Annotated in this window: 19 protein-coding genes; 9 read left to right on the top strand and 10 right to left on the bottom strand. The window is 69.3% G+C overall.

Features of this window, described 5'->3' with window-relative positions; translation table 11 throughout:
- Positions 1–101: 101 nt before the first annotated feature.
- Complete coding sequence (locus DBV35_RS27715; RefSeq protein WP_157962020.1) at positions 102–761, bottom strand: LuxR C-terminal-related transcriptional regulator; 660 nt, start codon at positions 759–761, stop codon at positions 102–104.
- 329 nt (positions 762–1090) lie between these two features.
- Here DBV35_RS27715 and DBV35_RS27710 point away from each other — a divergent pair, with 329 nt between their 5' ends.
- Positions 1091–1738: an acetyltransferase gene (locus tag DBV35_RS27710; RefSeq protein ID WP_108663660.1), complete on the top strand. Its 648-nt coding sequence runs from the start codon at positions 1091–1093 to the stop codon at positions 1736–1738.
- 2 nt (positions 1739–1740) lie between these two features.
- Here DBV35_RS27710 and DBV35_RS27705 read toward each other — a convergent pair whose 3' ends face one another.
- Genes DBV35_RS27705 through DBV35_RS27685 form a run of 5 tightly spaced genes read right to left on the bottom strand, consistent with a single transcriptional unit; the run spans position 1741 to position 6578 of the window.
- On the bottom strand, positions 1741–2916 hold the full coding sequence (locus DBV35_RS27705) for a DegT/DnrJ/EryC1/StrS family aminotransferase (protein WP_108663659.1): 1176 nt from the start codon (positions 2914–2916) through the stop codon (positions 1741–1743).
- On the bottom strand, positions 2913–3920 hold the full coding sequence (locus DBV35_RS27700; RefSeq protein ID WP_108663658.1) for an NAD-dependent epimerase/dehydratase family protein: 1008 nt from the start codon (positions 3918–3920) through the stop codon (positions 2913–2915). Before DBV35_RS27700 ends, DBV35_RS27705 begins: the two co-directional genes overlap by 4 nt.
- Entirely contained in the window at positions 3917–5050 is a 1134-nt protein-coding gene (locus DBV35_RS27695; RefSeq protein WP_108663657.1) for a DegT/DnrJ/EryC1/StrS family aminotransferase, read from the bottom strand. The genes DBV35_RS27700 and DBV35_RS27695 overlap by 4 nt, the downstream gene beginning before the upstream one ends.
- Positions 5047–6066 (bottom strand): Gfo/Idh/MocA family protein, encoded by a 1020-nt coding sequence (locus tag DBV35_RS27690; RefSeq protein ID WP_108663656.1) that lies wholly within the window; start codon positions 6064–6066, stop codon positions 5047–5049. The genes DBV35_RS27695 and DBV35_RS27690 overlap by 4 nt, the downstream gene beginning before the upstream one ends.
- Complete coding sequence (locus tag DBV35_RS27685; RefSeq protein ID WP_108663655.1) at positions 6063–6578, bottom strand: acyltransferase; 516 nt, start codon at positions 6576–6578, stop codon at positions 6063–6065. The genes DBV35_RS27690 and DBV35_RS27685 overlap by 4 nt, the downstream gene beginning before the upstream one ends.
- Before the next feature lie 307 nt (positions 6579–6885).
- On the opposite strand from DBV35_RS27685, the gene galE reads away from it, so the two are divergent.
- Positions 6886–7890 carry a UDP-glucose 4-epimerase GalE gene (gene galE / locus DBV35_RS27680; RefSeq protein WP_108663654.1) on the top strand — a complete coding sequence of 335 codons (1005 nt, stop codon included), beginning with the start codon at positions 6886–6888 and terminating at the stop codon, positions 7888–7890.
- Positions 7891–7960: 70 nt separating this feature from the next.
- Here galE and DBV35_RS27675 read toward each other — a convergent pair whose 3' ends face one another.
- Positions 7961–8740: a Crp/Fnr family transcriptional regulator gene (locus DBV35_RS27675; RefSeq protein WP_108663653.1), complete on the bottom strand. Its 780-nt coding sequence runs from the start codon at positions 8738–8740 to the stop codon at positions 7961–7963.
- Between the two features lie 158 nt (positions 8741–8898).
- Here DBV35_RS27675 and DBV35_RS30400 point away from each other — a divergent pair, with 158 nt between their 5' ends.
- Positions 8899–9132, top strand: a complete 234-nt coding sequence (locus DBV35_RS30400; protein ID WP_157962019.1) for a hypothetical protein — start codon at positions 8899–8901, stop codon at positions 9130–9132.
- A gap of 24 nt (positions 9133–9156) precedes the next feature.
- On the opposite strand, the gene DBV35_RS27670 is transcribed toward DBV35_RS30400, so the two are convergent.
- Positions 9157–10416 (bottom strand): O-antigen ligase family protein, encoded by a 1260-nt coding sequence (locus DBV35_RS27670; RefSeq protein ID WP_157962018.1) that lies wholly within the window; start codon positions 10414–10416, stop codon positions 9157–9159.
- A gap of 242 nt (positions 10417–10658) precedes the next feature.
- Between DBV35_RS27670 and DBV35_RS27665 the strand changes: the two genes are divergently transcribed.
- From DBV35_RS27665 to DBV35_RS27650, 4 genes are read left to right on the top strand one after another with little or no spacing between them, the layout of a single operon-like run.
- Complete coding sequence (locus tag DBV35_RS27665; protein ID WP_108663651.1) at positions 10659–11618, top strand: glycosyltransferase family 2 protein; 960 nt, start codon at positions 10659–10661, stop codon at positions 11616–11618.
- Entirely contained in the window at positions 11615–12769 is a 1155-nt protein-coding gene (locus DBV35_RS27660; RefSeq protein WP_108663650.1) for a glycosyltransferase family 4 protein, read from the top strand. Before DBV35_RS27665 ends, DBV35_RS27660 begins: the two co-directional genes overlap by 4 nt.
- The gene (locus tag DBV35_RS27655) at positions 12766–13896 is read left to right on the top strand and encodes a glycosyltransferase family 4 protein (protein ID WP_108663649.1); all 1131 of its coding nucleotides are present in this window, start codon (positions 12766–12768) and stop codon (positions 13894–13896) included. Before DBV35_RS27660 ends, DBV35_RS27655 begins: the two co-directional genes overlap by 4 nt.
- Positions 13897–13944: 48 nt before the next feature.
- A complete protein-coding gene (locus tag DBV35_RS27650; RefSeq protein ID WP_170135059.1) occupies positions 13945–16218 on the top strand; it encodes a GumC family protein in 2274 nt (757 codons plus the stop codon).
- 42 nt (positions 16219–16260) lie between these two features.
- On the opposite strand, the gene DBV35_RS27645 is transcribed toward DBV35_RS27650, so the two are convergent.
- Together DBV35_RS27645 and DBV35_RS27640 are read right to left on the bottom strand one after the other, a co-directional pair.
- Positions 16261–18651 carry a DUF4082 domain-containing protein gene (locus DBV35_RS27645; RefSeq protein ID WP_108663647.1) on the bottom strand — a complete coding sequence of 797 codons (2391 nt, stop codon included), beginning with the start codon at positions 18649–18651 and terminating at the stop codon, positions 16261–16263.
- Between the two features lie 316 nt (positions 18652–18967).
- Complete coding sequence (locus tag DBV35_RS27640; RefSeq protein ID WP_108663646.1) at positions 18968–19801, bottom strand: WecB/TagA/CpsF family glycosyltransferase; 834 nt, start codon at positions 19799–19801, stop codon at positions 18968–18970.
- A 403-nt stretch (positions 19802–20204) separates the two neighbouring features.
- Here DBV35_RS27640 and DBV35_RS27635 point away from each other — a divergent pair, with 403 nt between their 5' ends.
- The gene (locus DBV35_RS27635) at positions 20205–21254 is read left to right on the top strand and encodes an NAD-dependent epimerase/dehydratase family protein (RefSeq protein ID WP_245944127.1); all 1050 of its coding nucleotides are present in this window, start codon (positions 20205–20207) and stop codon (positions 21252–21254) included.
- Between the two features lie 100 nt (positions 21255–21354).
- A complete protein-coding gene (locus DBV35_RS27630; protein WP_108663644.1) occupies positions 21355–22707 on the top strand; it encodes a sugar transferase in 1353 nt (450 codons plus the stop codon).
- Positions 22708–22731 lie beyond the last annotated feature (24 nt).

Below are 22731 nucleotides of genomic sequence, written 5' to 3'. Positions count from 1 at the left end.
GGCCGCCCGCCGAAGAGGCGTCTCGGGAGAGATCATCCGGCAACATCGGGCCCCGATGGCAGCGCCGATGTCGATGGGGTGCGCCGCCGGAGGGGCGGCGGTCAGGCTTCGTCGTCGTCCGCGAAGGCGTTGAGCTTGAAGGCGGCCTGGGTCCGGTTGCTGACCTTCAGCTTGCGCATGATGTTGCGGATGTGGACCTTCACCGTGCTCTCGCACAGGTCGAGCTCGTAGGCGATCGTCTTGTTCGCGCTGCCTCGCCTCAATGCACGGGCGACGGCGAGTTGGCGCTCGGTGAAATAGCTGCTGAGCTGCGGCTTGGTCGAGGCCGCGGGGCGCACGAAATCGCGCAGCGACATCAGCGTGTTGCGTTGCACGAAAACGCTGCCGGCCGCGCAGATGCGCAACGCCGAGACGAGATCGTCGAGCTTCGCACCCATCGGGATATAGCCGACCGCGCCGCACTCGATCGCGTCGATCATGCACAGGACGTCGTTCGATCGGGCGAGCACGATCACCTTCGCCGGCTGCGCCTTGTGGATGAACTCGCGCAGCGCATCGATCTGCGCCTCGTCGTGTCCGGCATCGTCCGGCATGTTGTAGATCACGAGCGGCGCGGCGTCCGGATCCCTCACGGCGAGCCAGGAATCGACCGCGTCGAACTCGACGACGGTGGCGTCCGGGCAGATCGGGGAGATGGATCGCGCCATGCACTCACGCACGAGCGACTGGGGGTCGATCAGCACGATTTCGTTTATCGCCAAAGCGGGCCTCGGCGGCTCGTCGGCGCGCAGAAGAGCGTCGTTGAGTCGTTGGGGGCGATAATCATTCAAAGAAGTCGGTGTCATGTCCACCTCAACTTAAACTATAAGTTTTCTTGTTGAGCGTCCGTTCAGGGCCGGCCGCTCGTTGCATCAATGTGTTCTCTGCGTCATTCGCTTAACGCAGAATATTGCAGGGTCGATGAAAGCAAAGATTGATAAATGGCAACCGAAACTAATTAAATTTTGCTAAGGGTGGAATTGTGGCGATGCAGTCGTTCGCTGCAAATTTCAACGCTGAGGACAGTCAAAGGCTCCAAATGGGACAACGAATGTCGGAGCCGGTTGTACTTGTCGGAATGAGCGGAAACGCCATCGAGATCTTCGAGGCCGCTTCCCGCCAATTCCGGATCTGCGCCATCCTCGACGACGCGCCGGCCCACGCCGGTCGCACATTCGAGGGGGTGCCGATCCGGCCGCTCTCCGCGCTCGGCGACTATCCGGATGCAGGGGTTGCCTGTCTCATCGGCTCCGAACGCAGCCACCGCATGCGCCGCGATCTGATCGCCCGGCTGAACGTTCCGCGCGAGCGGTTCGTGACGATCGTCGACCCCGCCGCGCGCGTCTCGCGCTTCGCCCGGATCGGGCGGGGCACGGTCGTCTATGCGGGCGTGACGATCACCTCCAACGCCGTCATCGGCGACCATGTCCTCATCCTGCCCCACACGATCGTCCACCATGACGTCGTGATCGGCGACCATGCCATCGTCGGCTCGAACGTGACGCTCGCCGGGAGCGTCCATATCGGCGACAGCGCGTTCGTCGGCAGCGCGAGCTCGGTGCGCAACGGGGTGACGATTGGCGAGGGCGCGCTCGTCGGCATGGGCGCCAACGTCACGCGGGACGTCGCCGACGGCACAATCGTCGCCGGCAACCCGGCGCGGCCCATGGTGCGGGCGGGTGGAGAGGGCGCTGGCTAGGCTCAGGTGGAGACGAACCTTGCCGGCACCCGCACGCGGGATGCCGCGATCGCGGCGGCGAGCGCGCCCACCACGGTGTCGACGTCCGCCTCCGTCATCTGCGCGAAGAGCGGGAGGAGGACGGAGCCGTCCCGCGCCGCCTCCGAGCGGGGGAGCGGGTAGCGCAGCGCGATGTCGGTCTGCGCGAGCTCCAGGTGCATGCACATGATCCCCCGGCGCGTCGCGACGCCCGCGTCCAGCATGTGCTGCATGAGGGCGCGCTGGTCGACATCATGGTCGAGCCGGACGGGGTAGCTCTGCCAGTTGGTGCGCGCCCAGTCGGGCTCGGCGGGAGGGCGCACGCCGGGCATCCCCGCGAGCGCCGCGCCATAGCGCGCGGCGAGTTCGCGGCGGCGCGACAGGATGAAGGGGAGCCGCTTCAGCTGCTCCCGCCCCATCGCCGCCTGGATGTCGGTCATCCGGTAATTGTAGCCGCGCACCGGATATTCCTCGAAGACGACGGCGCGGCTCGCGTGGCGCGCAACGTCCGAGACGGCCATGCCGTGCTGGCGCTTCAGGCGGAAGGCGGCGTCGAGCGTGGTGCTGTCGGTCGTCAGCATCCCGCCTTCGCCGGTGGTGATCACCTTGCGCGGGTGGAAGGAGAAGCACGCGACCTTGCCGAAGGGCCGGCCGATCCGCCGCCATCCGTCATGGACCGCGATCTCGGCGCCGATGGCGCAGGCCGCGTCCTCAACGACCGGCACCCGCGCCCGCCCGGCGATCTCCATGATCGCCTTCATGTCGCAAGGCATTCCCATCTGGTGGACGGCGAGGATCGCGGAGGTCTGAGGGGTGAGGGCGGCGCGCACGGCGGCCGGGTCGATATTGTAGCCGTCCGCCTCGATGTCGACGAAGACCGGCAGCGCGCCGCACTGGCGGATCGCGTTCGCCCCGGCGATGAAGGAGTGGCTGACGGTGATCACCTCGCTCCCCGGCCACACGCCGACCGCCTCCAGCGCGAGGTGGAGCGCCGTTGTGCAGTTGGAGACCGCGCAGGCATAGCGCGCGCCGACATAGGCGGCGAACTCGGCCTCGAAGGCGGCGACCTCGGGTCCCTGCGAGACCCATCCGGACAGGATCGCCGCCTTGGCGGCTTCGGCCTCGGCCTCGCCGAGGAGGGGCTTCGCGATCGGGATCATTGCGCGGCGACCCCGACTTCGGCCTTTGCGAAGGACGCCTCGCTCATCCACCAGTCGATGAGATCGCCGAGGCCGGTGGCGAGGTCGATGCTGGCGCGGAAGCCGAGCGCGTCGGCCGCCGCCTCGCAGGAGGCGAGACGGCGCGGCACGGGGTTCACCTGGCGCTCGGGCTCGTGGACCGGGACGAGGTTGGACCGGCCGAACTCGACCGCCATCGCCCGCGCGAGGCCCTCCAGCGAGGTCTCCACCCCGGTGCCGACATTGAAGACGCGGTCGGTCACGTCCGCCGTCGCGGCGAGGACGCACGCCCGCGCGACGTCACGCACGTCGACGAGGTCCATCGTCTGCTTGCCGTCGCCGAAGATGATGGGCGGCGCACCGGCGGCGAGCCGCTCCATCCACCGCACCATCACTTCGGTGTAGCGACCGGTGAGGTCCATGCGCCGGCCGTAGACGTTGAAGAAGCGGAGCGCGACATAGTCGAGCCCATACATGTCGTGGAAGGCGCGCAGCAGCCCCTCGCCGAACATCTTGGCCGCGCCATAGAGGGTGCGGTTGTCGTAGGGGGGCTCGCTCTCCTCGGTCGGGAAGTGGGATGCTAGGCCGTAGATCGAGGCGGAGGAGGCGTAGACGACCTTGCGCACGCCGTGCGCGCGGCAGGCCTTGAGGAGGTCGTAGGTCGCCTGCACCATCACCGCCATCGCGGCGTCGGGCTCGGCGGCGCAATGGGTGATGCGGAGGGCGGCCATGTGGAAGACGGTGTCGGCGCCATCGACGAGGCTCGCGAGCAAAGCCGCGTCGCGCACGTCCCCCTCCACGAGGCGGACGCGGCCGCTCGCCATCGCATGGGAAAGGTTCTGCGGCCGGCCGCGGACCATGTTGTCGATCACCACCACCTCGCCGACGCCGCCGCTGAGGAGGAGGTCGACGATGTGGGAGCCGATGAAGCCGCTGCCGCCGGTGACGAGCACGCGCTTGCCACGAAGGATGTCCGCCCGGCTCATAGCGCGCTCTCCGTCACGGACTCGTCCTCGAGCTCGCGCACGCGGCTGAGGGCGTTCACGGTGTCGATGATCCGCTCCACGCTCGCCTCCGGGAGCTCCGGATAGATCGGCAGCGACAGGGTGCGCCCAGCATAGGCCTCGGCGGCCGGGAAGGCGCCCGCGCGATAGCGCAGCGAGGCGTAGGCCGGCTGGAGGTGGACGGGGTAGGGGTAGTGGACGTTGGTCGCGATCCCGGCGGCCTTGAGGCGGGCGCGCAGCGCGACCGGCTCGTCATGGAGGATCGCGTAGACGTGGCAGGAATGGTCGGCCCCGAACGGGCCGGCCGCGGTCTCGACATGCTCTGCGAGGCCGGCATGGTAGGCGTTCGCGATACGGCGGCGCGCGGCGTTCCAGTCCTCGAGGTGTTGCAGCTTCACGTCGAGGACGGCGCCCTGGATCGCGTCCATGCGGAAGTTGAAGCCCTTGTGGACGTGGACATGGGTGTCGCTCTTGCCCCAGTCGCGCAGGCACCGCACGCGCTCGGCAAGGTCGGCATCGTCGGTGACGACCGCGCCGCCTTCCCCCGCCGCGCCGAGATTCTTGCCGGGATAGAAGCTGAAGCAGCCGAGCGCGCCGAACGTGCCGGCCTTGCGGCCGCGGACCGCGCCGTGGGCCTGGGCGGCGTCCTCGATGATGGTGATCTCGTTCGCGGCGGCGATGGCGCCGATGCGCTCCATGTCCGCGAGGCGGCCGTGGAAGTGGACGGGGATCACCGCGCGCGTGCGCGGGGTGATCGCCGCCGCGAAGGCATCGGGATCCATCGTCCAGGTGACGGGGTCGATGTCGACCAGCACCGGATGCGCGCCGACATAGAGGATCGCCGCGACCGTCGCCACGAACGTGGTCGGGACGGTGATCACCTCGTCCCCCGGCCGGATGCCGGCGGCGAGGAGGGCGAGCTGAAGGGCGGAGGTGCCGGTGCTGACGGCGATCGCGTGCTCGCTGCCGCAGGCGCGGGCGAAGGCCGCCTCGAACCGCGCGACGGGCTCGCCGAGCACGTAGTTGCCGCTGCGCAGGACCGCGAGCACCGCCGGCTCGATCTCGTCCGCGATGGTCCGGTACTGCGCCTTGAGGTCGAGGAATGGGATCATGACGCCACCTTCAGGGGTGCGATGTCGACGGGATGGCCCCGCATCGCGCACGAGCGCGAGGCGGCGGCGAGAAGCTCGACGACCCGCAGCCCGCACTCCCCGTCCGTGATCGGCCGGGCGCCGGTCTCGATGCAGCGCACGAACTCCTGCACCTCGGTGAGGAGCGCCTCCTTCGCCGGGATGGCGGGGGCGCGCATCTCGCCGATGCGATAGGAGATCATCTGCGCGTAGGGATCGTCGCTCGGGGCGGCGCCGCGATTGTAGATCTTGACCTTCTCGCTGGTCTGCATGTCGTCGTAGATGATCATCTTGCGGCTGCCGCCGATCAGGGTCTGCCGGATCTTCACCGGCGCGAGCCAGTTGACGTTGAGGTGGGCCATCGCGCCGTCGTCATAATAGACGGCGAGGTGCGCCATGTTCTCCGGGCTGCCGTTGACGAAGCCCGCCGCGCCGGCCGAGATCGCGACCGGCGTCGAGGCCATGAGGTGGTCCATGATGGCGAAGTCGTGGACGGCGAGGTCCCAGATCACGTTCACGTCGCGCTGGAAGAGGCCGAGGTTCACGCGGGTGGAGTCATAATAATAGATGTCGCCGAGCTCGTCGGATGCGATGAGCTCGGCGATCGTCTGCACCGCGCCCGTATAGACGAAGGTGTGGTCCACCATCAGGACGCGGCGGCGCCGTGCGGCCTCGTCGACGAGCATCGCCGCGCGGGCCGGGCTGTCAGCCATCGGCTTCTCGACGAGGACGTGCTTGCCGGCCTTCATCGCCGCCATCGCGAGGTCGAAATGGGTGCTGACGGGCGTCGCGATCATCACCGCGTCGACGTGCGGGTCGGCGATCATCGCGTGGATGTCGTCGGTAAGGCGCGCCGCGGGATGGCGCAGCGCCGCGCGGGCGCGCGCATCCGCCGACATGTCGGCGATCATCTCGACCGAGGCCGTCCCCGTCTCGGCGACGGCGCGGGCGAGGTTCGGGCCCCAATAGCCGTAGCCCGCGATCCCGACGCGGATCATCGCGCGCCCCCGAGCACCACGCGCGAGCGCGCCGCGACGCCGGGGCGGCGGACCTCGCCCATCATCCGCGCCGGAACCCCGGCGACGACGGCGTAGGCCGGCACGTCCGCGGTGACGACCGCGCCCGCGCCGATCAGCGCCTCGGCGCCGATGGTGATGTCGGGCAGGATCGTCGCGTGCGAGCCGATCGAGGCGCCGAAGCCGACATGGATCGGCAGGCACTCCCAGTCGTCCGCGCCCTTCGGCAGGCCCTCCGGGTTGGTGGCGGAGGGGTAGCGGTCGTTGCAGAAGACGACGCCGTGTCCGATGAACACCTCGTCCTCGAGCGTGACGCCCTCGCACAGGAAGCTGTGCGAGGAGATCTTGCACCGTGCGCCGACGGTGCAGCCCCTCTGGATTTCAACGAAGGGGCCGATGCGGCTGTCCGCGCCGATCCGGCATCCATAAAGGTTCACGAGATCCGGCAGCGGAATGCTGACGCCGGGTGCCAGAAGACAATCTGTGATGGGCAAGGCAGACCTCCGATCGGGTCCGAAAGGGCGGGTAGGCTCCGCGATGTCAGAAGCCTACAGGCGCGGCCCGCCTGGCAGAGCCGCGACATTGAGGCGAGGCGATCCCCCATTCGCCGCCGCCGGGTGCGGCGCAGACGGCCGCATCGTCCGATCGTGGCAATTCGGCGTCACGATCGGCCCCCACCGTGTCCGAAGGGATGAGGCGGTGCCGCCCGCCCGCCCGCGCGCTCCCCGATCTGCCGTCTTACGCCCGGCATCGATTTGGCCCCAACGATCGGGGCATCGACAACGCCAGGGTGGATCCACGATGGCGGTGCTGCTCGTCACCGGAGGCGCCGGCTATATCGGCGCGCACGTCGCAAAGGCGCTCGCTCTCGCGCGGCACCGGCCGGTCGTCTACGACAATCTGAGCCGCGGGCACCGCTACGCCGTGCGCTGGGGTCCGCTCGCGATCGGCGACATCAACGACGCCGACCGGCTCGACGCGGTCTTCCGCACCTATCGCCCGGCGGCGGTCCTCCACTTCGCGGCATCTTCTGAGGTCAGCCAGTCGGTGCGCGACCCGATCGCCTACTGGCGCAACAATGTCGCCGGGTCGCTGACGCTGATCGAGCGGGCGCTCGCGAACGGGGTCGACCGGTTCGTCTTCTCCAGCACCTGCGCGATCTACGGCACGCCCGCCCACATCCCCCTCGCCGAGGATTCGCGCGAGGCGCCCATCAACCCCTATGGCGAGACGAAGCTCGCGGTGGAGCGCCTGTTGCGCAGCGCGGCGGCCGCCTACGGTCTCAACGCCGTGGCGCTGCGCTATTTCAATGCGGCGGGCGCGAGCCAGACGGCCGAGATCGGCGAGAACCACGTGCCCGAGACGCACCTCGTCCCGCTGGTGCTCGACGCGGCGCTCGACCCGACGCGGTCCATCGCGGTCTTCGGCACGGACTATCCGACGCCGGACGGCTCCTGCATCCGGGACTATGTGCATGTCGACGACCTCGCGAGCGCGCACATCCTCGCGGTGGAGCAATTGCTTCGTGGCGGGCTCACCGGCTTTGTCGGCCTCAATCTCGGCTCCGGACGCGGGTATTCGGTGCTCGAGATCGTCAAGGCGGCGCGCCGGATCACGGGGGCGCCGATCACCGTCACGCTGCAACCGCGGCGGGCAGGCGATCCGGCCGCGCTGGTTGCCGACGCCACGCAGGCCCGGCGCGTCCTCGGCTGGGAGCCCGGCCGGTCCGATATCGGCATCATCCTGCGCAGCGCCTGGCGCTGGTCGCTGCGCAAGGATGAGCTCAGCGCGAGCGAGCTGGCGTGAGTGGGGGAGCGTGCGGGCGCCGAAGTCGTACGGACCGTTTCGGATTGGGTCCGTCGCTACGCCCTAAGCACTAGTTCGCATTGTCGAATGGCGTACTCGCACGGCGATGCGCGCCGTCGTAGTCTTTGCGGAACGTCGGCAGTTGCGTGTAGCTGCCGTCAAAATCTGTGAGGCGAAGCATACCGATGTGATTGTCGATGATGATCTCTCTGGAATGGAACCGCATCAGGTCTCGCTCCCGCAGTGTCCTCAAGCAACGATTGACATAGATCGCGCTCATACCAAGGGCGTCGGCGAAATGGGCCTGATCCAGCGGACACGAATATTGCAGGGGGTCGGCAAGGGTCGCCGCCGCGAGGCGCTCGCCGAGTTCCAGGGCGAAATGGGCGACCCGGCTGACGGCGTGACGCCGGCCGATGATCGTCATGTGATCGAAGAGAATGGCCTCGTCCCTGGCGTAGATCTGGAAGAGATGCTCGCGGATGCGCGGCAGGCGTCGCGTGATGTGGAGGAGTTCGGCGCGCGAGATCTCGCTGACCTCCAGCGCCGTCAGGCTCTCGGCGCTGTAGTGCGCCGTGTCGCGCATCAAGGTCGACAGGCCGAAGATGTCGCCGGGCAGGCGCACGTCGATGATCTGGCGGTTGCCGTTGGGAAGCGCCTGGAAAATACACGCCCAGCCTTCGGCCACGACGTAGACCGTGCTGGAGGGATAGCCCTCGCGGATGAGTTCGGCACCCGGCGGGACTGTTCTGCGTCGGCGGTGGAGGTCGCGGAAGAAGTGCGCCTCCTTGTCAGTGATACTCGCACTCGACTCAAGGAGTCGGTGCAGCGGACTGTACGGGACGTCCATGTCTGCGACCCCAAGTAAATATGTTTATCTGTGTCGGTAATTGAGAAAATTATAATCTAATGCAGCTCGGAACTATATTTCTGACTCGATTGTCACAGGTCTTGAGAAATATCAAGTAAGGTTCGCCGGATCGGCGATGGAGGCGATGAGGCACCGTCATGACGGATAGGTCGGAGCATGCAGGCATTGCCGCACTCGCTATTTGCGAATCCTTGCTTTTATGCTTGCGAGATGAAGGCGTTCTGCAATGGCAGACGGTCAATGACCTGCTCGAGGATGCTGCGAGTATGTACGACAAGGAGGCGCTGGAGCATCCCGAGGCCGCGGCGCGACACACCGCAACCGCCCAGATCATCCGTTCGATGCTGCTCGAAAATTCCGTGAAGATATAGGCGCGCCGAGCCCCGTTCCCGCGCCTATTCATGGTGCGTCCGCCGGTACGCGGCCGCCACCATGATCGTCCCGAGAACGATCGTCATGAGGTCGTTCTGGATGAGAAGATTGCTCTCTGACAGGTTGATGACGAGCGCGGCGCTGACGAGCGGGCACATCCACAGCCAGCCGGCGGTCGGGGCGCGGCAATGGTGGGCCGCCGTCTGGACGAGGGCGCGCACGATGAGGATGAGGCACAGGACCACCCCCACGATGCCGAGGCCGAGCATCATCTCGCGATAGCCGTTGTGCGCGTGCGGCGCGGCCCAGCCGATGGTGTCGCGGATGGTCCAGACGCGGAGATTCCCCTCGCTCCAGAATGCCTGATAGCCGTAGCCGAGGACCGGATGCTCGGCGATTGCGCGGTCGACCTCGGCCCAAAGGGGCACGCGCCCCGTGAGGGTCGCATCCTTGCCGAGCGCCTCGAGGAGGGGCCCCAGCGAATAGGCGAGGACGAGGAGGAGCGAGGCGGCGAGCTGCACGAGGATGAAGACGATGATCGCCCGCCCCATCCCGTTGGTGCGCGCCATCAGGCCGAGCGCTCCCATCACCGCGAGGCCGACGAATGCGGCGAGCAGGCTCGTCGCCGATTGGGAGAGGAGCAGGCAGAGCGCGCTCGGCAGGATGAGGGCGAGGCCGAGCCGGCGGATCGGCCGCGTGATGTCGCGCGCCATCGCGGCGGCGAGGAGGAGCGACAGGCACGCCGCCCAGCCGAGGACGTTCTTGTGAATGAAGACGCCACGCAGCTCCATCTCCGAGCCCGGCGACATGGCGAGCGAGGGCATCGTCGCGAGGGCGGCGAGGCTCAGCACCATCAGCGTGCCGAGAAGGCCGCCGAAGAGGAGGAGGAGCTGGCGCGGCGAGAAGCGGATCGCGAGGAGATAGGCGAGCGCCATCGACAGGATGAGGCCGATCGCGCGCCGCAGCGTCTCCACCGGCGCGACCGACCAGAGCGTCGAGACGACCGGCAGCGCGAGGAGGGCGAGGAGGGTGATGTTGCGCGTGCCGGCCGCGATGAGCGGCCCCGGATGGCGCGCGAGGAGGGCGAGCGAGACGGCGTAGACCGGCAGGCTGAGGAGCCGCAATTTCGCACGGTCTGCGTCGGCGATCTCCCCGTCGGGTCCCGCGAGGAGCAGCGCGAACACGGCGCCCGATTGCAGGAACAATCCCATCGCGGCGCCCCACCACTCGAGGTGGCGCCACGAGATCGCGCCACTGCGCGCGCCGATGGCTGAAACTGTCACGTGCGGTCGGTCCCTCGGATCAATCCACGCGCGCATTCTATCGGCGCGCTTGACGATGCGAGATACGGCCGATCGGTCGTGTCGGGATCCAAGCGGACCCCGCCGCGACGCGTCATCGTCCGAATGGATGAGGCCGGGCGAGTGCGCGCGTCCCAAGGGATCGGTTCGCGCGCACTCGCATCCAGGCTATCCGAGCCTTGAGAGTGCGACACGGGCTGACCCCCGCAATTCCAAGGTGTGGCATGAAGCGGCGCCCGATCATCAGCACGGTGATCAACAACTACAATTACGGGGCCTACGTCTCCCGCGCCGTGGAGAGCGCACTCGCCCAGACCGGTGCCTGGAACGAGATCATCGTCGTTGACGATGGCTCGACCGACAATTCGCTCGAGATCCTGAAGGCCTATGGCAGCCGCATCCGCATCATCGCGCAGGACAATCACGGCCAGGCGAGCGCCATCAATGCGGGCGTCGCGGCGAGCCGTGGCGAGTTCATCGCCTTCCTCGACGCTGACGACTGGTGGTATGCCGGGCGCAACGAGGCCGTCGTCGACGTGTTCGCCCGGCGGCCGGACGTCGGGCTCGTCTATCATCGCCTGCGCCCGGTGCGCGACGGGCGGCAGGCCTTCCGGCCGATCCCGCGGCGCGTGCGCTCCGGCGCGATCGGGGAGACGCTCGTCCATTCCGCCGGCCGGTGGCCGTTTCCGATGACCTCGTCGATCACGGTGCGCCGCCGCCTGTGGGACGATGCCGGCGACATCCCGACCGAGCTCGCCATCTCCGCCGACGCCTGGCTCGTCGGCGTCCTTCCATTCCTCACCAAGGTCGCGGGCCTGCCGCGCGTCCTCGGCGCGTACCGGATCCACGCCAACAACTGGTACCGGGCGCACGACGATGCCGCGATGCTGCGCCGCCGGATGGCGCACTGGGAGACGACGGTGCGGCTGACGAACGTCTTCCTCGCCGAGCTCGGCCTCCCGGACCGGCTCGACCTCGCCGACCATTTCGCCTATCAGGCCGCCGCCGCACGGCTCGGCCTGCGGACCGAGCGGAACGGGCTCGCCCTCTTCCTCCTCGGCCTCAACGACCCCGGCGAGGCGAGCCTTTCGCGGCGCGTGCGCGAGGCGCTCTCCGCCGTCCTCGCGGCGCGGCGCACGGCCCGCCGCCCCAAGATCGCGGCCGAGGCCGCCGATCCGCCATGAAAGCGCTGCTTCTCGGCTTCGAACCCGTCGACTACACGATCGCCTACGTGAACGGGCTCGCCCGCACGATGGCGCCCGTCGTGGTGCTCCCCCGCGCGCGCTACCAGCCGCTCGCGGGCTGGTTCGACCCGGCGGTGGATCTGCGGCTCGTCGACTGGCCGCGCCACCGGAGCGTTGCGAACCTCGCCTTCCTCGCAAAACTCACCCGCCTCGTCCTGCGCGAACGGCCGGACCTCGTCCACCTCCTCAGCAACACGACGCTGTGGCTGAACGCGGCCGCGCCTCTGTGGCGGCGCATCCCGCTGGTGACGACCGTCCACGATGTCGTGCCCCATCCGGGCGACAACGAGACCGCCCGCCTGCCGGACTGGTCCTCCCGGCTGATGGCGCGCCAGTCAGGCGACATCGTCGTCCACGGCGAGGCGCTGAAGCGGGCCGCGATCGCCCGCTTCGGCAAGAGCGCGGCGACGGTCCACGTCCTCCAGCACCCCGCGATCGCGCGCTATGCCGAGCTTGCCCGCCGCGAGGGGCTCGTGCGGCGGAGCGGGCCGCGCGTCTTCACCGTGCTGATGTTCGGCCGCATCTTCGCCTACAAGGGCCTCGATACCCTGGTGCGCGCCGAGGCCCGGATGGGGGCGCGCGTGCCCGACCTTCGGATCGTGATCGCCGGCCGCGGCGACGATCCGCGCGGCCTCGCGGCCGAGATGGGCGACCCGGCGCGCTACGACATTCGCCACGGATTCGTGAGCGACCCGGACGTCGCCCAGCTCTTCCTCGACGCCGACCTCGTCGTCCTGCCCTACACCGAGGCCTCGCAGAGCGGCGTCCTCCACCTCGCCGCGACCTTCGGCAAGCCCGTCATCGCGACCGATGTCGGCGAATTGCGCGCGACGGTGGAGCCGAACGGGCTCGGCCTCGTGGTGCGGCCGGCCGATCCGGGCGCGCTCGCCGACGCGATCGCCACCCTTGCCGGCGACCCGCAGCGCCTCGCCGCGCTCGGCGCGGCCGCGAAAGCCTGGTCGGAGGGGCCGAACGCTGCCGCGACGGTCGGCGCGGACGCCGCCGAACTCTACCGCCACATCGTGGAGCGCGACCGGAAGGGCCATGCCTGCGAGGCGCACGCCGGCCGAGCGGGGCAGTGTGCCCCATGAGGATGACCGGGCCGCGCGAGACCGTCCGTCACTATGTCGCCGGGGGGCGCGAGCATGGCGGCGGGATCGGCCGCCTCGTCTGCTACATCGTCGACCATCCGCGCAATCGCGGCCGGCACACCGTGGTGGACACGCGCGGGCCCCGCCACAGCGCAATCCATTCGCCGCAAGTCCTCGCACTCGCGCTCATGACGATGGCGCGGGACCGGATCGCGCGGCCCGACATGGTGCATCACCTCCACATCGCCGGGCGCGGCAGCACGGCGCGCAAGCTCATCCTCGGCGCGTTCGCCCGCTGGACGGGCGCGCGCCACGTCATCCACCTCCACGACTACGACTATGCGCAGGATGTCGCTCGCCGCCCCGCCTGGCAGCGTCGCCGCATCGCCGACCTCTTCCGCGGCGCGGACCATGTGATCGTGCTCGGCGAGCGCGATCGGGCGACGGTGACCGACGGGCTCGGCGTCGACCCGGCGCGCGTCTCGGTCGTGCGCAACTGCGTGCCCGATCCCGGCGAGGCGCCCGCCCGGCCGCAGGGGCGCGAAGCCTCGATCCTCTTTCTCGGCCAGCTCGGCCCGCGCAAGGGCGTCCCCGAGCTGATCGCGGCGCTCGCCGACGCGCCGATGCGCCCGCTCGCCTGGCGTGCCGTCCTCGCCGGCGACGGGCCCGTGGAGGAATACCGCGCGGACGTCGCCGCGAACGGCCTCTCCGAGCGGGTCGTCCTCACCGGATGGCTCGGCGAGGCGGACACGGGCGCACTGCGCGCCGCCGCCGACATCCTCGTCCTTCCCTCGCGGGGGGAGGGGTTCGCGATGGCCGTCCTCGAAGGGCTCGCGAGCACGCTCGCGGTCGTGACGACGCGCGTCGGCGCGCACGACGAGATCCTGGAGGACGGCAAGACCTGTCTCTTCGTTCCCGTCGGGGACGCGCGGGCGCTCTCGTGCGCGCTCGCCTACCTCGTGTCGAACGAGGCGGCGCGCGCGCGCATCGCCCGAGCCGGGCGTGCGCTCTACTGCGCCGAACTCGGGATCGAAGGCTATGTCGCCCGCCTCGGCAGGCTCCATGCCGGGCTCGCGCGCCCCGTCCGCCGCCCCGGCGCGCGGCGCGGCGTCAGCCCGGTCGGGTGAGGCGCCGATGCGCGAGGCTCAACCGGCAGCATTCAGATGGCAATCGAGATGACCTATCGTATCACGGGCGTACATCCCAGCATCGGCGCACCGATCTCGCCATTCGCCGCGCCGCCGCCGGAGGCCTCGGCCGCCGACGACCTCGACTGGGCAAACCTCTTTCGGATCGTGCGGCGACGGCTCGGGCTCCTCTTCGTCGTACCGCTCGCCGTCGGTGTGCTCGCTCTGCCGGTCGTCCTCTCGCTCGACCCGACCTACCGCGCGACGACGCGCATCGCGATCCAGGAGCCGGAGGTCCGCCAGCTCGCGCAGGCGGGAACCGCGGCGCGGGTGATCGAGCCCGACATTCCGCTGGAGGCCGAGCGGATCGCCTCCCGCGAGAATGTCGAGACGGTGATCGCCGCGCTCGCCCTCGGCGAGACGAAAGAATACGCGCCGGACCCCCGCGGCGGTCTCCTCGCGCGCGTGCGCGGCTGGCTGGGGCTCGGCGACACCAAGGTGCCGCCGCCCGATGCCGCAAAGCAGCACGCCCGCATGGTGGAGCAATTCTACAAGAACCTCTCGATCGTCCGGCAGGGGTCGAGCGACGTGGTCGAGGTGACCTTCCGCTCCAAGGATGCGGCGCGCGCGGCCACCGTCGCGAACGCGCTGGTGCGGACGCACCTTGAGGGGAGCGAGGCGCGCCGCGTCGCCGACATCGCCACCGCCGAGCGCTGGGTCGGCGAGCGCGTCGCCGAGCAGCGCGACCGGCTTCGGGACGCCCGCGCCGCGCTCGACGCCTTCGAGGCCGAGCAGGCCGCCGCCGGCGCGCGCACGATGTCGAACGACACCGCCGAAATCGAGACGCTGAACGCGCGCAGCGCCGCGATCACGCTGGAGGAGACCGAGCTGAAATCGCAGCTCGCCCAGATCGAGGCGACGAGCGGGGACGTCCTCGCCATCGAGACGCCGATGCTGCAGACCCTGCGCGCCGAGCTCGCCCAGAGGCAGCGTGACATCGCCGTCGATACGCGCAAGCTCGGCCCCGCGCACCGGGCCGTGAAGCTCGCGACCGCCGAGCTGACCGAGCTTGAACGCTCGATCCGCCTTCAGATCGAGGATTATCGCCGGTCGGCGACGGAGCGGCTCTCCGCGCTCGACGCGCAGAAGGCGGAGGTGAACGCCAAGCTCCTCTCCGCCCGCCGCCGCGCCGTCGATGTCGGCGCCACCGACGCGCGGGGGGCCAGGCTGCGCGAACGGTTCGACGAGGAGACGACGGCGCTCGACGCGCTCGAGCAGCGCCGCCGCGACCTCAAGGCCGAGATCGCGCTGCCGCGCCTCGCCGTCGAGGTGCTGTCGCCGGCGACGGTGCCGCTGGGGCCGGTCCCGCCGGGGCGCAAGCTCATCATGATCGGCATCCTGGTGGCGGCCGGGTGTCTTGCCGTCACGATCGCCGCGATCGTGGAGCTCGTCGACCGGTCCGTGAGGAGCCACCAGGATGTGCGCCGCGTCCCCGGCCTCCTGCCGGTCGGCGTCCTGCCGCGCATCAAGCGGCGCCGCTCCATTTGGCGCCGGCAGCAGCCGTGGGACGATGCGCTCTTCGCCGATTGCGCGCGCGGGGCCATCCTCGCCATGGAGGCGGCGGTGAAGGGGGGCGAGATCGGCAGCGTGCTCGTGACCTCGATCGGGCCGGGGGAGGGGCGGTCCACCGTCGCGGCGGCGCTCGCCCACGCGCTCGCGATGATCGGGCGCAAGGTGTTGGTGATCGACGCCGACTTCGCCGGGAGCCGCCCCGATGTGCAGCCGCTCTCCAACGGCAACCGGGTCGGGCTCGCGGAGTTCCTGCGCACCGGCGAGGGGCTCGAACACGCGATGCAGCATGACGTCGAGACGGGGCTGACATGGCTCGCCCATGGCGGCGGCTTCAATCTTCCGCCCGACGGGCGCGACCGGTTCGCCTCCCTCCTCGATGCCGCGCGCAACAGCGGGCGGATCGTCATCATCGACGGGCCGAGCGCGGAGGATTCGGCGGCGCTCATGGAGATCGCCGGCCTCGTCGACCACACGCTTCTGGTGTTTCGCTGGGGACGGACGCGCCGCCATCTGGTGGCGGTGGTGTCGGAGATGCTCGCGACGATCGGGGTCGGCAGCGTCCTCACGATCATCAACCATATCGATCCGGCCGGCCATCGGCTCTACGGCGCCCACGACCGGCTGGCCTTCGCCGCGCCCGCCGGGCGCGCGCGGCAACTCGTGGCACGCGCGAGGCCACGCGCGGAGGCGCGCCTTGCGCGAGCGGCCACGCAGGCAACGAGGCTTTCGCCGGGCACCGCGAAGGGGTGATCCCGAGGAAGGGCGCCGTGCCTGCGTGGTGTCGGGGAGGCGTCAGATCGGATTGAAGAGGACGTCGACCCAGTAGTTGTTGTCGTTGTAGCTCTCGGTCGGGAAGGAGCCCTCCGGACCGTAGGCGAAGAGGCCGGCGCTCTCGCCCGTGCTGATCGGCCCGGCATCGATCGGGTCGTCGAAACCGAGCGGAGTGACGGCGTAGCCGTCCCCGGCCGGCACGTAGTACGAGACGATGTAGGTCTCGCCCGCCTCCACCGCGATCGGGGTGTCGAGGGCGGCGATCTGCCAGCCTCGCGCGTCCGCCGCGCCGAAGGTCACGTCCGCGATGAGGTCACCCGAGGAAGTCCAAAGGTGTCCGGTGTGGACCGTGCCGTTGAGCCGCCCCTCATAGTAGCGGAGCGCCTCGATCACCCCGTCCGCCTCCACGACGAACTCCATGCCGAGCTCGACGCCGTTCGGATCGGAGTGGGCGAGGGTGGAGGGCCGGCCATTGTCGGCGAGGATGCTGACCGTCTCGTCGCTCTCCACCGGCGGCGTGGTGGGTGTCGTCGCCGTCGGCTCCTCGATGTTGACGATCGCGCGGGCGCGGTCGGTGAGGCCGCCATCGTCGGAGATGGTGTAGACGAGCGTCGCCTGGCCGCCGGCGTCGGGCGCGACCTTGAACGAGATGTCCCCGTCAGCGGTCAGCGAAACCGTTCCGTTCCCCGAGCTGGTGCGCACGCGCACGATGGAGAGCGGGTCGCCGTCGGGGTCGACATCGTTGGCGAGCAGGCGATCGGCATCGATGATCGTCGTCTCGCCCCGCGTCGCGGTGAGGCCGGTGTCCCGCCGCGCGTCGGGGGCGGCGTTGGTGTCGTCCACCGGATCGGTCGGGGTCGGGTCGGTGGGCGTCGGATCGGTCGGGGTCGTCGGAACCGGGTCGACCGTGACCGCGACATAGGCGGTATCGGTCGCACCGTCGGGGTCGCTGACGGTGTAGGTGAAGCCGCCATTGCCGGCCGTGGACGCCGCGCTGAAGACGATGTTGCCGGCCGCGTTGAGCTGCACCGTCCCGCCGAGGGCGCCGCTGACCGCGACGATCTCGAGCGCATCGCCGTCCGCATCCGCATCGTTGGCGAGGAGCGAGGTCGCCTGGATCGTCATGCCCGACCCGGCCGTGACCTTGAAGCCGGAATCGTCCGTCGCGGTCGGCGCGGTGTTGGCCGGCGGCGGCGGGGGCGGCGGCGGGGTCGATGGCTCGGACCCGGACTCGATCGCGCCGATATCGATCTGGCCGACGACGCGCGTCTGGCCGAGCACGTCCTCAGACCAGATGCCGGAGACGCTGACGCCCCCGTCGACGGCCGGGGAATTCGCCGTCGGGGTGAAGTCGCCGCCGGCGGGATTGGCGAGCTGCGGGTCGACGCCGAGGAGGTTGCCGTTGGCCGCGCTCGGGATCGGGTTGCCGCCGTCATTCTTCACCGAGACCGCGCCGACCGTCCCGTTGAAGGTGATGTTGTTCGTCCAGGTGACGCCGTTGTTCCGGTATCCGCCATAGGAGGTGTTGTCGATCGCGGTGTTGTTCGAGTTGATCGACGGGTCCGCGATGGCGATGTTGTTGATGAACGTGTTGTTGCTCGATTGGGCGTTGCTGATTTCGCCGCGCCACGTTCCGGAATTCTGGTCGTCGACGTTGTTGTGGTACGCGGTGTTGTTGCGCACCGTCACATAGTCGCTCCAGGTGACCTGGATGCCCTTGCCGCCATTGCCGTAGACGAGGTTGTTCTCGACCAGCGTCGGGTAGGTGTAGTTCGGATACCCGCTCGTCTGCGTGCTCTGGAAATCGTCGATGATGATGCCGTTGCCGTCGGTGTGGGCCCCGGTCTCGGTGACGTTGTCGTAGGAGACGTTGTTGCGCACGATCGTGCGATAGCCCGGCGTCGTCGTGTCGCCGGTAATGTTGCGGTTCTGGTAGACCGAGATGCCCGAGAACCAGCCGTCCGAGGCGTTGCCGTAGGTGGTGTTGCCTTCGATGACGAGGAACTCGGACCAGTTGAACTGGATGCCGGACTCACCGTTGTCGTGGACGATGTTGTCGCTGATCGTCACGTGGTGGACGTTGTTGCCCTCGATGCCGTCCCCGCCGCCGGCTGAGCTGATGTCGAACCCGTCGATGACGACATAGTCGGCATTGATCGACACGGCGTTCCAAGCGCTGGACGGCGCGCGGATCAGTGCCTCGCCTTCGACTTCCGCGCGCAGCGTGATGGGCGCGCTTGCCGAGCCGTCGCGGGTGATGTTGACGGCTTCCCGATAGATTCCGGGACGGACGACGACTTCGTCGCCGGGATTGAGGGAGGACGACATGGCGCGGCTGATGGTGCGCCAAGGCGAGGAGGCACTGCCGTTTCCGGAGTCATTGCCGTCCGTCGCCACGTAGTACGTAGCCATTTGGATGAGCCCTCGGGGCGGAATTGTGACCTTGACATAAGGTCGAGCCCGGTCGTGCGAGGGCGTGCTGCTAATGATGGAATGCGGCTGAGATACGGAATGATTGTGATGAATCACATACAGGATATGACTAGGTTCGACACAATCCAGGATCAGATTCATAAAAGCAAAACAAATTCCCGCACGGAACATGCGGGAATGAAGTAAGCTTTGCCTGTGATATTTCTTCAAGTTGCCAAAAACTGGCGATCGCTTTTCTTTGGGCAGCCGAATTGAAGGCGTTACTTTAAATTGGCAACGTTGGCGCGGTATTAGTCTACCCTTCAAGGGGGTGGTCGCGCGCGCCGAGGCGCTGCAAAGTGCTCAAATAAATGTAACGCGGGACGACGTGGGCGTAGCGTCGGGCAAGCCTGCGGGGCTCCGACGCCATTCGGAAGGCCCACTCGAGCCCGCTCGATTGCATCCATCGCGGTGCCTGCACCTTATTGCCGGCATGAAAGTCGAACGCCGCGCCGACGCCGATGAGGAGGGGCGCGGCGAGGTGCGGGCGCATCTTCGCCATCCACCGCTCCTGTTTCGGCGTGCTGAGGCCCACCCAGACGATGTCGGCCCGCGCCGCATCGATTCGTGCCGCGATCTCCGCCTCCTCGTCCGCCGTCAGCGGGCGGAAGGGCGGGGCGTAGCGGCCGGCGATGATGGCGTCGGGCGCGAACGCCGCGAGGCCGGCGACGAGGCGCTCCAGCGTCGCCTCCGTCGCCCCGTAGAGGAAGTGGCGGATCTTGCCAGACTGGCCGGCCGTGATGACGGCGCGCATCAGGTCGGGGCCGTAGACGCGCCCCGCCGCCGCGTGGCCGGCGTGGTGCAACGCCCACACCAGGGGCATCCCGTCGGGGGTGACGAGGAAGGCCGCGTTGTGGATGTCGCGCAGCGCCGGATCGTCCTGGCACTCGATCACCCCATGCGCCCCGCACACGCACACATAGCCCTTCCGGCCGGACCGCGCGGCGGTGAGGATCGAGCGGACGGCCGTCGGAAGGTTCAGCGCCGACACGCCCACCCCGAGGACGTTGACGCGCGCGACGCCGTCGCCCGCGGGGGACGGCGCGGCGGAGGCCGTTCGCACGGCCGGCTGAGATGACAGGGCATGCATGGCGTGGGTGCCTCCGGATGGTCCGCCCGGCATTGGACGCCGCGCGTCACGAGGAGGGCAACGCCGCCGAAGGGCCGCCCGCGGCCGGTGCGCATGGCCACAGGTGCGCCGCCCGCGCTCCATTGGCCGAGGGGTATCCACCGAAGGGCGCACCGGGGTCGGCCGTCCCGCCGCGCGGCCGCCCCTCCCGGTCGCCGCCACCGACGGGCGGCGGACAGGGCGCCGCGACCCCCATCATTCGGATGGTCTCGCCACCCCCGACCGACCGATGCGTTGCCCTTATCCGGCCGGTCGGATGATGATGAGGCCCCGTTTTCCTAGGTGTTATCGCCCCGCCCAGGCGGATTATTCCTCGTTTTAGCTTGTCGTCGCATGCGGCGCGTAGGTGAGGGATAGGATCGTCATGGCGAATACTGACATGAAACGCACGGCGCTCGTCCTCGGGGCAGGCGGTTTCATCGGCGGGCATCTGGTGCGGCGGCTGAAGGCCGACGGTTTCTGGGTGCGCGGCGCCGACCTCAAGGACAACGAGTTCTCCGAAAGCGCCGCGGACGAGTTTCTGCACGGCGACCTTCGCGACCCGCACTTCACGAAATTCTGCCTCGACCGGCCGTTCGACGAGGTCTACCAGCTCGCCGCCGACATGGGCGGGGCGGGGTACATCTTCACCGGCGAGCACGACGCCGACATCATGCACAACTCGGCGACGATCAACCTCAACATCCTCGCCGAGGCCCAGCGCGCCAGGGTGAAGCGGATCTTCTATTCCTCGTCCGCCTGCATCTACCCGGCCTACAATCAGACCGACCCCGACAACCCCAATTGCGCCGAGGCGAGCGCCTATCCCGCCGCGCCCGACAGCGAATATGGCTGGGAGAAGCTGTTCTCCGAGCGCCTCTACAAGGCCTATGGCCGCAACTACGGCATGACCTGCCGGATCGCGCGCTACCACAACATTTTTGGCCCCGAGGGCACCTGGCGCGGCGGCAAGGAGAAGGCGCCCGCCGCCATCTGCCGCAAGGTCGCCGAGGCGCGGCCGGGCGGCTTCATCGAGATCTGGGGCGACGGCGCGCAGACCCGCTCCTTCCTCTATATCGACGAGTGCATCGAGGGGACGCTGCGCCTCGCGCGGTCCAACTACGAGGAGCCGGTCAATATCGGCTCGTCCGAGATGATCTCGATCGGCGCGCTCGCCCGACTGGTGATCGCGATCTCGGGCAAGGATCTCGGCATCAAGTTCGTCCCCGGTCCGCAGGGCGTGCGCGGCCGCAACTCCGACAACACGCTGGTGCGGTCGGCCCTCGGATGGGCGCCGAGCCGCCCGCTCGAGGAGGGGCTGCGCAAGACCTACGCCTGGATCGAAGCCGAAGTGGAGGGCCGCCGGACGGACCTTCCCGAACGCGTCAACGCGGTGCCCGGCAGGCTCGCGGCCGTCGCGGGCCAGCTCGCCTAGCCCGCGCCGCAACGGTCCGCGTCCGTCCCGTCGAGCGCGCAAAGCCCTCCGGGGCGGCGCGCTCCGCGGCTGAAGTCCGCCGCTCGCGCAAGGATCCCCCATGACCATCGAACTCGCACGACCCGTCGTCAGCGTTCCGGCCTCCCAGGGCGTCCCCGTCGCGCGGTGGCTCTCCCCCGCGGTGAGCGCCGCCGCCGACGCCGCATCCTTCGCGCTCGCCTTCGCCGTCCTCACCCCGGTGGCGGGCGTCTCGCCCGAGGCGGACGCGGTCGGCGGGATGCTCCTCCTCGCCGCCCTCCTGACGCTCGCCCTTCGCGCCGCCGCCGGCCTCTATCCCGGCTGCCGGCTGCACCCGGAGGAGCGGCTGCGGCGGCGCCTCCTTACGCTCCTCGCGGCCGGCATCGCCTCCGCCCTCGCGGCGCTCCTGCTCGCGCGCGGCGGCCCGGCGCTGGCGCTCCCGACGCTCGCCGCCTTCCTGATCCTCGCAAGCCTCCTCCACATCGCCCTCGACACGCTCGCGCGCTGGACGCTCCACCGGGCGGGGCTCTGGGGCCGGCCGGTCGCGATCGTCGGCACGCCGCAGCGCTCATCGGAGGTCGCCCAATTCCTCGCCCGGAACTGGCAGTACGGCCTCGTCCCCGCGCCGGAGAACGACCGGACGGCGCACGACGCGCTCGTCGCCGACGATGCGCCGCCGAGCGCCGAGACGCTGCGCCGCCTTCACCAGGCCTATGAGGGGGTGATCGTCCTCTCCGACCTCTCGCGCGCGCCGCACACCGGCCTCTCGCCGCGGGGCGCGGACGCCCAGATCGGATGGCGCTTCGTCGCGCCGCCCCGGCCGACCTATGCCGGAAAGCGCGCGTTCGACATCGCCATCGCCATCCCGGCGCTTCTCGTGGCCTTGCCGATCGTCCTCCTCGCCGGTGCGGTGATCGCGATCGTGGACCCCGGCCCGATCTTCTACCGCCAGCGGCGCGAGGGGTTCGGCGGGCGCACGATCAGCATCCTGAAGCTGCGCACGATGTACCGCGACGCCGAACGGATGCTCCAGGACGTGCTGGAGCGCGACCCGGCCGCGCGGGCGGAGTGGAACGCCCATTTCAAGCTGCGGCGCGACCCGCGCATCCTGCCCCTGATCGGCCCGGTCCTGCGGGCGACGAGCCTCGACGAACTGCCCCAGCTTCTTAACATCCTCGCCGGCGATATGAGCCTCGTCGGGCCGCGGCCCTTCCCGGCCTACCATCTCGCCGCCATGCGCGAGGAGATGCGCGCCAAGCGCGCCACCGTCATGCCGGGGCTGACGGGCCTCTGGCAGATCTCCGAACGCAGCGAGGCCGATGTCGCCACGCAAGAGCGTCTCGACGAGTTCTACATCGACAATCTCGGCTTCTGGTTCGACCTCTCGATCATCCTGCGAACGGTCTCCTGCGTCCTGAAGCTTCGCGGCGTTTGAGTTCGGTTCGTTTTACGAAGACCA

The organism is Acuticoccus kandeliae (assembly GCF_003073115.1).
The sequence above is the reverse complement of the archived record's forward strand: the minus strand, read 5'-3'. Positions and strand labels throughout refer to the sequence as shown.